Origin of the sequence: Streptococcus cristatus (assembly GCF_008369405.1) — a bacterium.
In the GTDB taxonomy this organism is placed as follows: domain Bacteria; phylum Bacillota; class Bacilli; order Lactobacillales; family Streptococcaceae; genus Streptococcus; species Streptococcus cristatus_G.
Window position 1 is genome coordinate 1 of record NZ_VSJJ01000018.1, and the last position, 9,074, is coordinate 9,074.

At 39.7% G+C, this 9,074-nt stretch carries 15 protein-coding genes and 2 pseudogenes; 3 read left to right on the forward strand and 14 right to left on the reverse strand.

Annotated elements, in window-relative coordinates; translation table 11 throughout:
• The 14 genes and pseudogenes from ssb to FXF62_RS10565 form a co-directional block, all read right to left on the reverse strand.
• Positions 1-264: single-stranded DNA-binding protein (ssb, locus tag FXF62_RS10505; protein WP_149518692.1), on the reverse strand; the 264-nt coding region annotated here is incomplete at its 3' end.
• Positions 254-652: a YopX family protein gene (locus FXF62_RS10510; RefSeq protein ID WP_149518693.1), complete on the reverse strand. Its 399-nt coding sequence runs from the start codon at positions 650-652 to the stop codon at positions 254-256. The genes FXF62_RS10510 and ssb, both read right to left, overlap by 11 nt.
• Positions 636-800: a hypothetical protein gene (locus FXF62_RS10775; protein WP_187984273.1), complete on the reverse strand. Its 165-nt coding sequence runs from the start codon at positions 798-800 to the stop codon at positions 636-638. Before FXF62_RS10775 ends, FXF62_RS10510 begins: the two co-directional genes overlap by 17 nt.
• A pseudogene (locus FXF62_RS11025) lies at positions 797-1,322 on the reverse strand (DUF1642 domain-containing protein). Before FXF62_RS11025 ends, FXF62_RS10775 begins: the two are co-directional and overlap by 4 nt.
• Before the next feature lie 218 nt (positions 1,323-1,540).
• Positions 1,541-1,776, reverse strand: a pseudogene (locus FXF62_RS10520) (DUF3310 domain-containing protein).
• A gap of 59 nt (positions 1,777-1,835) precedes the next feature.
• On the reverse strand, positions 1,836-2,147 hold the full coding sequence (locus FXF62_RS10525; protein ID WP_149518694.1) for a DUF1372 family protein: 312 nt from the start codon (positions 2,145-2,147) through the stop codon (positions 1,836-1,838).
• A complete protein-coding gene (locus FXF62_RS10530) occupies positions 2,144-2,638 on the reverse strand; it encodes a MazG-like family protein (protein ID WP_149518695.1) in 495 nt (164 codons plus the stop codon). The genes FXF62_RS10525 and FXF62_RS10530 overlap by 4 nt, the downstream gene beginning before the upstream one ends.
• Before the next feature lie 14 nt (positions 2,639-2,652).
• The gene (locus FXF62_RS10535; RefSeq protein WP_149518696.1) at positions 2,653-3,783 is read right to left on the reverse strand and encodes a DNA cytosine methyltransferase; all 1,131 of its coding nucleotides are present in this window, start codon (positions 3,781-3,783) and stop codon (positions 2,653-2,655) included.
• Between the two features lie 9 nt (positions 3,784-3,792).
• Entirely contained in the window at positions 3,793-3,993 is a 201-nt protein-coding gene (locus FXF62_RS10540; protein WP_149518697.1) for a hypothetical protein, read from the reverse strand.
• Between the two features lie 16 nt (positions 3,994-4,009).
• Positions 4,010-4,288: a hypothetical protein gene (locus tag FXF62_RS10545; protein ID WP_149518698.1), complete on the reverse strand. Its 279-nt coding sequence runs from the start codon at positions 4,286-4,288 to the stop codon at positions 4,010-4,012.
• A 47-nt stretch (positions 4,289-4,335) separates the two neighbouring features.
• A complete protein-coding gene (locus tag FXF62_RS10550; RefSeq protein ID WP_149518699.1) occupies positions 4,336-4,635 on the reverse strand; it encodes a hypothetical protein in 300 nt (99 codons plus the stop codon).
• Between the two features lie 16 nt (positions 4,636-4,651).
• The gene (locus FXF62_RS10555; RefSeq protein ID WP_149518700.1) at positions 4,652-5,083 is read right to left on the reverse strand and encodes an ORF6C domain-containing protein; all 432 of its coding nucleotides are present in this window, start codon (positions 5,081-5,083) and stop codon (positions 4,652-4,654) included.
• Entirely contained in the window at positions 5,080-5,976 is an 897-nt protein-coding gene (locus FXF62_RS10560) for a DUF3102 domain-containing protein (protein WP_149518701.1), read from the reverse strand. The genes FXF62_RS10555 and FXF62_RS10560 overlap by 4 nt, the downstream gene beginning before the upstream one ends.
• Positions 5,977-6,036: 60 nt before the next feature.
• The gene (locus FXF62_RS10565) at positions 6,037-6,252 is read right to left on the reverse strand and encodes a helix-turn-helix transcriptional regulator (RefSeq protein ID WP_048791849.1); all 216 of its coding nucleotides are present in this window, start codon (positions 6,250-6,252) and stop codon (positions 6,037-6,039) included.
• A gap of 172 nt (positions 6,253-6,424) precedes the next feature.
• Here FXF62_RS10565 and FXF62_RS10570 point away from each other — a divergent pair, with 172 nt between their 5' ends.
• From FXF62_RS10570 to FXF62_RS10580, 3 genes are all read left to right on the forward strand, one after another.
• A complete protein-coding gene (locus tag FXF62_RS10570) occupies positions 6,425-7,282 on the forward strand; it encodes a helix-turn-helix domain-containing protein (protein WP_149518702.1) in 858 nt (285 codons plus the stop codon).
• Between the two features lie 13 nt (positions 7,283-7,295).
• Positions 7,296-7,727, forward strand: coding sequence for a hypothetical protein (locus FXF62_RS10575; RefSeq protein WP_149518703.1), 432 nt, complete (start codon positions 7,296-7,298; stop codon positions 7,725-7,727).
• Between the two features lie 117 nt (positions 7,728-7,844).
• Positions 7,845-8,984, forward strand: coding sequence for a site-specific integrase (locus FXF62_RS10580; protein WP_149518704.1), 1,140 nt, complete (start codon positions 7,845-7,847; stop codon positions 8,982-8,984).
• Positions 8,985-9,074: the final 90 nt, after the last annotated feature.

Sequence of the window (9,074 nt, forward strand, 5' to 3'; positions counted from 1 at the left end):
CTGGCCTTGCTGATTGTCGTAGTTACGAGTCTGAATGCGACCAGTAATTCCGATTAGAGCGCCTTTTTTAGCCCAATTAGCAAGGTTTTCTGCCTGCTGACGCCAGATGACACAATTGATAAAGTCCGCTTCACGTTCACCACTTTGATTTTTAAAGTTGCGATTAACAGCCAGAGTAAAGGTTGCGACCGCTTGGTTTTGCGGTGTATAGCGAAGTTCAGCATCACGGGTCATACGTCCCACAAGTACAACATTATTGATCATCTGCTACCTCCAAAATATCTTGATTTTGGTGGATATTGCCGATGATTGTTACATCTAATCTCTCTCCATTAAGCAAATCTTCCATTTCTACAGAATCCCTATTGGTAACAGTAAAACTTCCTTGACTCCACTCGACAATACCTTTGTTGATATACAAAAAATCTGATTCGGTATAACAATCTTCAAATTGTACAATATCCCCCTCAAAAATCTCCTGGCCGTTCTTATCAAAAAGGCCTGTTGATTGCATGAGGATGACATCGTCAAAATCAAATATAATAATTTCTAAATCAATGTTTAATCCGATTAATTTTGTATCAAAATCAATAAAACTAACTTCAAACATTTCTTTAAGTTTTTTATCCCACGCTCTAAATTTTTGTTGCATCTGATGTCTCCTTATTCTTGATTTCTCCTGTAAGCCTATTTGCTAAAATATACCTTGTGTAATAAAGGTTGTTTTCATATGTGTAAAAATCAGCAGTTTCTTCAACCCATTGACTTCGTGTATAAGGGTATCGTTCAGGTCGTTTCATAGCACCTCCTTGACTTCCACACCCTCGCAAGAGAAAACCCAGCCAAAACCTGCTTCTTCGAGTTCTTTGCGGGTGTGGAAATAGCTAACATTGAATAAATCAGAACTTTTTGTAAAAAAAGTACCTTTTCACAACATTTCCGTAAACCAATATATTTTCTTTAATATTCCCGTCTACCCTCACCAAATACCGCTTTTCTCACTCAACCTCATAGCCGTCCAGCCATGCTCGAGCGAATATTTCTTGATTACTCGTCTTTTTAATCCATGAAATAAGTTCATCACTTTTATTCCACTGTTTCATAAAAGCTGGATTCATAGCAGTATATAACCCTATCGCCAAATTTTCTTTACAAACCTCAATCCAATCGGCCACCATCTGCGGGACTTTGGCCTTATTCAACTCATGTCGAATTTTGTCAGCATCTTTGAGTTGCTGTCCAACCCATGCGCCTTCAAACTTACCTTGCTTATATCCCTCGCGCCATATTGCATGGCTGAAATCCTGCTCAAATTCGTTCATGATAACTTTCAACCAGACTTTTCTGTCATGTAATGGCAATTCTCGTAAGCGAGCTAGTACGTTTTTGACATAGCGCGGTGCTTCTTCAGCATGCCCGGAAGATGGTTCGTCTAGTTCTTCAAAGATTGTTTTGATATCTTCCCACCAAACCACATACCCCTGAAAATTCCCAATTATTGTTTTTCGTTCTTCGATTTTCTTAATCAATTCCTGCTTCTTCATCTTTTTTCTACCTCCATCTCCTCGATCAACCAATCAAGATTCTTACGAGCTTTCTTCAAATCTTCAAGCCCGTTCTTTTTTGGAAACGCAGCTGATATTTCAAAGCATTTCCAAGATAAAATCCCTTAAGCTGTTCCGATGTCATAAAATTTCTGAGGACATTGATTGACTCCAAGCCATATCTACCTTGATAATGTTTTGGATTATTGACGCTATCATGTAACTCTGTCACTGTTCCATTCCCCAGCTTTTTCCAAGTTTCGCCATCTGTACTAAACTCGCACGCAACCATTATTTTCCAACTCCTTTTAAATAATCTGGTATTGGGTCACCGACCTTGATAGACTCGTACTGCTCTTGAGTAAGCAAGAACTTTCCGTAGCCACCAACCGTAACCGTGAATTTCCCCTCAATCACCTCTTTATCAGTGATTTTTCCAAGCATATCCATAGAGCCACCAGCATTATCGACTCTATGGATTGTAATAAGCTTTCTAGCCTCAAGCTGCTCAATCCTCTTATTAAGCCGATTGATTTTGATTGCTCCTGCTAACACGAGAGCTAGCAAAATTACAATTATGGATAAAAATGGCAGAAATTTCATTTCAAGTCCTCCTCTTTCACCCAGATTCCATCAATCAGCTTACCTTTTCGGTCCTTGATTTCGTCGTAGGCAAGCGCCAGACAGTCATTAGCTGTGGTCAGATTGTGGATCGCGATAGCGTGGATAGATGAATGCAGTGAAACAAGCTCAGGTCGCACCAGCGGTGTCTGCGTCTCATTGTGCATGATATGCTTATGGATTTTTTGAGCCATACTTCCAAGACTCGAAGCTAAAAGCAAAAGCTCCATGTCTTGTGGACTCGCTTCGATTTGAGCCCCATTTTTGATTTGCTGCTCAATGCCAATCAGCACAACCTGCATATCTCCCAAAGCGTCTTTGGTCAAGTCTGACTTGCCTTTAGCAATCCCCGCATAGAGCTCCCCAGCCTCTTCCATCAGCTTTTGAAACTGCTTCACGGGATTAGCCTCTTGCAAATTACGGCTGATAAACCATTCCTCGATCTTTTCTTGTAATGTTAATGTTTTAGTCATATTTTCTCCTTTTCTTATTTTAATTCCTTCGCTATCTCAGCAATAACATTGACTGTCACGCTATTTCCAGCTTGCTTATATAACTGAGAATTACTATTGACTTCTTGAGCTTTATCAAAAGCCCAGTCTGGAAAACCTTGTAATCTCCAACACTCACGAGGTGTTAGCTTCCTAATCCTAAAATCAGACTCAACCACACCTTGACTCTCTCCGGTTAAGAGAGTATTTGCTATCTGCTTACCTACTCGCCCTCTTCTTGTCTTAGAGTTAGGGTGTGTCAAATTTACGCTATCGCCAATTTCTGCTTCTGCGTATCCTTGAACGGTTGCTTCTCTAATCATAATCCCATGCTTATCTTGACTTGTTAAAGTAAACATGGGCTCTCCGTTCTCCTTGAATCTCCGCCCATTCTGCCTTTTTTCAGGTCTATCTGGAGTCAATACAGGTATTGCTATCTTCAGCGGGTCTTTTTGCGTTGTTGTAGCGCATAAAGTAGGTGCGATGGAATCCGTTGAAACAACATCGCCACTTTGTGACTTTCCTTTCTTCCTAATGTTGCCTACCTTCTTGATTTTTGATTGTTTACAATCAGTCTCTTCGTCATTTCCGCTGAGAGGAAAAACTCTTCTGGTACTTTCTCCTCTAAGATGTCCGATAATAAACACACGTTCCCGATTTTTGGGGACTCCGAAATCCTTGCTGTTAAGCACTTGCCATTCCACATTGTACCCCAGCTCATCCAAGGTTGAGATAATGATCTCGAATGTAACTCCATTTTCGTGGTTGAGCAATCCTTTGACATTTTCAAGGAATAGATATTTAGGTCTGAGAATAGATGCGAACCTAGCAATCTCAAAGAACAAAGTTCCTCGTGTATCTTCAAAACCTCGTCTCGCTCCTGCAATGCTGAAAGCCTGGCACGGAAATCCTCCACAGATAATGTCCACACTTCCGATTCTTCGAATAGACTCATCTGTGACTCTTGTGATGTCATGCAGTTCAATTTCTCCTTTCGTATTGTGTATAGCTTTGTAGCTAGCTCTTGCAAATTTGTCTATTTCACAAAATCCTATACACTCATGGCCAGCGGATTCCATCCCTATACGAAAACCACCGATGCCTGCAAATAAATCTAGAAATTTCATACAAAATACCTAATACCTAAACGAAGGCGTACAATGCTTCCGCTCTTCTGCCATCTTTTCAGCAGCTTCACAGAGAGCCTGCTCCTGCATCCACAGCACATAGAGAGCCTGCATATTAAGCATTTCTTCTTCTTTTCGCTTTTTTTCGGCTTTTCGATGGTCAACGTAACAACCAAGCGTGCCGGCCAAAAAGAAAAATACAATCATCATCGCGCTTCCTAGAAACTCACTCATCACTTTCAATCCTCTCCCTAATAATCCGATCTTCCTGCTCCAGATGAACGATGCGCACAGCATTTCTCCGCATGCTATCGCGGTTATCGTTTATTTGATACTGTAGCTCTTTTAGATGGTGCTCACGGTCGATATTAGTCTTAGCTAAGACCACAAGTAACATCAAGAGACCGCCGCAAAGCGCCAACAAAGTCAATTGCAAGTTAGCAATCGAATTTCTCGCCCTACAATTTTCGTGCTTTAAACGATAAATATCGTCTTTAATACTCATTGTTAAAATTCCCTCCCTATGTTATAATCAAATTAAATACTCCTTGCTCATTTTTTCGGCTGATAGCCGATAAAATGCTCTTTCGCAAGTTCAAGTATTTCATAAACGTCAGCAAGGTCATACTTCCAATCGCGGCCTTGCTTTCTTCTTTTTAGTCCCAAACTAAGCAAATATTTAAGATACTTGGCATCAAAACCAAACATATCCATCAATTCCTTTTGATTCAAAGGGATTTTTTCTTGCTCGATTTCTCGTCTGACTTCCTCTCTGATGATATCTACTTGTTGTCGGATAAACATCCGTGCCATATCATCAGACATCAAAGGTGGCAGTCGCATTGTATCCATAACTTCCATGTCCACCTCACGAGATCAAGTCCATGACCATTTGACCATTCCGAGCCTCAATACCCAACTTAGTATTATTGGATGGCTGCCAATTATCCCAGTAAGTCATAGCGGCCAGCTCATGTTTTTTCGGAAGCATAGCATAGTTCGGCACATTAAAGTAGCCTTTAAAGTCTAACTCTGCCTCCTTAAAGACCGACTGAGCAAACTTCCTATCCTGATAGGCTCTACTGGCTTTCCCGCCCAAGCATTCGACTACTCTAGCCCTACGCTTTTTCAGCAGGATATTAGCGACTCCCGGATGGATAGGCTGCTCATTCTCCAGATAGTCAACCTTGCTCTCCATCGTGTCTAGGCGCTGATTTTGTTCCTTTTGTGTCGTCAACATCGCGATCATCATATCTTCCTTGGTCATATTTGCCGGAAGCATCCCTGTAGCATTGCTCATACAATTTCTCCTTCGATTACATCTTGATTGCGTCCTCTCAGCTTTTGTAGATCATTTACAAAAGTCAAAAGCCGATTTACCATGCTGTCGATTTCAAGACCAATGACCTCATCAGCATTTCTAAATTTCTTGTCATCTGTATAGATAAGACTGGCCATTTTATTTAAAAATTCGTCACCAGCTCGTATCAGGTTAAGCACATCCTTGTAGTCAGAGATTTGCTTTTCCAGTCCTTGGATTTTCCCTTGGCGCTGACTGATGAGCTCCTCCATCTCCTGACTAATATTGCCCTTGGTTTTCAGCTCTCTTAGCTCATCCTCGAGCTTCTGATTTTCCTTGCTTAGCTTCTGATTTTTGGTCATTAGAGTTTGGTTTAAAGATTTGGTAGAGTCATAGTCAGCAGGGGTGACTTCCACCTCTTTTACGACTTCTTTTTCAATCGTTTTTGTTTCCATCCCTTTCAGCGCCTGCTCAGCTAATTTCTCGTTTTTCTCCCGTAAATCTTCATTTTCGGATTTGGCAAGGTTAAGCTGGCGCTTGACCTCTTGCAACTCCCTCACAGTCGGATTGTCACCTTGCTCTATCCGCTCAAGCTGTTGAGCTCTCTCTGCTTCTGGAAGCGTAGCGATAAGATGCAGAGCTGTTGTTCCTAAATGTCGTAACGTTTCGACATTTGGCAATTCTTTAGCAATCTTCATCGACTTGTAAGCAAAGTCTTTATCAAGTCCAAGATTTTCATGCCAGGCTCGAAACTCACCGTGAACCAAATCATGCTCCTTCACATGATTGAGCCGCCTGCCAATTTCCCAAATAGACTGACCAGCAATCTGCTTGTGATGGTTGATTTCCAGTTCAATTTGAGCTAAATTCTCTGATAATGTTAGTTCTTGCATTTTCTTCCTTTCTATTTTTCTCCTTTCTCTCAACTATGCGGGCAAGCTTAGTTTTCGCATTTATGCGACGGTTTCGGCAAAAAAAATTGAGACTGCTTCATCTCTTGTTAAGTTTATGGCTCTTACAATCGCATTTGCTTCACCGATAGAAAAAGAACCGCCATTTTTAATTTTTCTATAAAATGTGCTTTTATCAATTCCTATTTCTGAAGCTAATGCTTCTTGAGTATAACCTTTTTCAACGATGATACCTTTTAACTTTGAGATATTGACCATAGCTAATCCTCCTTTCTATTTTTCGCAGAAATGCGAATTTGTATTTTAATTATAAATCCTTTTGTAATTTTTGTCAACAAATAAATCGCATTTATGCGAAAATATTTTGTTGCATTTTTGCGACTTATGATGTATAATGTTAGTATATCCTAAATGAAAGGGGAATAAGAAAATGGATGTTGGCACTAGAATAAAAGTAAGAAGAAAAGAAATCAACATGAAAGCCTCTGAATTAGCTAGTAAAATTAACGTTTCGTTATCAACATTATATCGCTACGAAAAAGGTGATATTGAAAAGATGTCTACGGATATTTTAAAAGAGATTGCTGATGCACTCTCAACCACTCCTGCTGATTTGATGGGATGGGACGAAAAATTAAAAGAATCAACACTCAATAAAATCACCAACACTGCCTCAAAATTGGTAGAGGAACGACAAGAAAAGGTCCTCGAATACTGCGAAGACCAGCTCTCAGAACAAGAAAATGGAGGTCGTGAGCTTCCGACCATAGACGAACGTTTTACAAATGTAACGGACATTTATAGAAGACTTACACCAGAGCGTCAAGAGGAAGTACGACGCAGTATGAATCGCCAGCTCCGTAATCAAAATATTGTCAAGTTGGATGAAATCCAAAAGGCCCAAAATCTCTATGAGACTTTGGGTGATGAGTTTGAAGATGTTGGTTTATATGGCGAAGTTTCTGCGGGGACTGGTGTTTGGGTATCTGATGAACCAGTTGAAACAATTAAATACCCGGTCCCAGTTCCGAATCATGATATAGCTCTGCGAGTTAATGGTAACTCTATGGAACCAATGTTCCATGATGGTGATGTGGTCTTCGTCAAAAAGACACCTGAAGTTTACCACGGTAGTATTGTTATCATTATCGTAAACGACAGCGCTTATATCAAAAAACTTTATCGTAGAGGCGCTGAAGTGAGATTGATCTCGCTAAATCCACAGTATGATGATATCATCCTAAATCCTGATGATAGCATCGAAATTATCGGAAATGTAATTATGTAAAAAAGGAGATTTTATGAAAAAAGCTTTTGCACTGATTATGACCCTTTTTGCTCTTACAGGATGTAACAATCAAGAGCAACCTCAAGAGGATGAGATTTATCAAAAGGGAACGGAAAAAATTATTCCGGCAGAAGATTTTAAAAATACCCCCGTTGGTGAGTATGGAATAGTTAATTCTGATTTATATGGTGAGTGGCCAGATGGCACTAAGATGGTTATATATGATAAGGTAGAGAAAATTGTTGATCCAAGCGCTGTATTTACTAAATATTTAGTGCATTTAAATGGTGATAAAAACCAACCAGCTATCCTTAAAGTTTTTGTGAAAGAAGAAGAGCAACTTGATGTGTTACAAGTTTCTAAATTTTATGTCAGATCGAATGGTTTTATCAATTATAGTGGTCAAAAAATCCCACTACTTTTAGTTGATGGTTATGAATATTAAATAAAAAAACCATCACCGAATAGCCAAGGTGATGGTCTGATAAAAAAATATACAGGTATAGTATATCATAAATCATTCCTTCTCTCAACTATGCGGGCAAGCAAAAAAGGAGAAAAGATGATAAAAAAATATACTACAAAGAGCGGGGAGACTCGCTATATGTTACAGACCTATCTAGGGATTGATCCCTTGACAGGAAAGCAAAGGCGGACTACACGACGCGGTTTTAAAACCGCTAAGGAAGCTAGAAAAGCCGAAACACTTCTTCAAATCCAAGTTGAGGAGCATGGATTGGAAGATCAGATCAAGCCTTCCTACACATTCCAGGCAATAGCTGAGATGTGGCTGGAGAACTATCAAACGACAGTTAAACCCACTACTTTTCAAAATGTATATTCCTTGTATAGCAGCATTTCGAGCCGATACTTCCAAAAAATGAAAATTGAAGATATCAGCGTAGCCTATTGCCAAAAAGTTGCTATTGAGTTAAGTAAAAAATATGCAAAGTACAGCCTTTATCTCAGCGTTATCAATCGTATTTTTAAATTCGCGGTTATGATGGATGTTATTGAGCGCAATCCGCTTGAGCGGATAGTAAAACCAAAGCAGGAGCCGAAAGACAAACCAGATAATTTTTACACAAAAGAAGAGCTCGAAAAATTTCTGGCATGCTGCCAAAATAATAAATCGCCCGGCCTTTATATCTTTTTTTGGCTTTTAGCCTATACTGGATTGCGACGAGGCGAAGCTTTAGCATTAAAGTGGAGCGATATTGACCTTGAGGCTGGTTTGCTCTACGTTAATCGTACATTCGTAAGATTAAACGGTAAAAGGTCCTTTCAGACGCCAAAAACGACTGCCAGCGAAAGAGTCATCTCGATCGACTATATGACGGTGGAAAAATTGAAATGCTGGAAGCATCAGCAAAAAAAGATGTATTTTAGCCGAGGAAAAAAATATTTTGGTGATGAAAATTTCATTTTCACAGACCGCCGCTGCCACTGGTTTAAAGCGACCTATCCAGAAAATAACTTAAAATCCATTATCAAAAAACATAATTTAAAACCTATAACCATCCATGGCTTTCGCCATACTCACGCTTCCCTGCTCTTCGAAGCAGGTATAGAGCCTAAGATTATTTCTGACCGACTTGGTCACAGTAACATCAAGATCACCCTTGATCTCTACACTCATATCAATCAGCGCCAGCGAGTAGCCTTGGTTGAAAAATTTATCGACTTTATGATTGCTAAATAACGTAGTCAGTAACGTAGTCAATAAAATCAAATATGTATTTAAACCAGTGATACCAAGCATTTAGACCTGCATACTGATTTTGTAGCATAA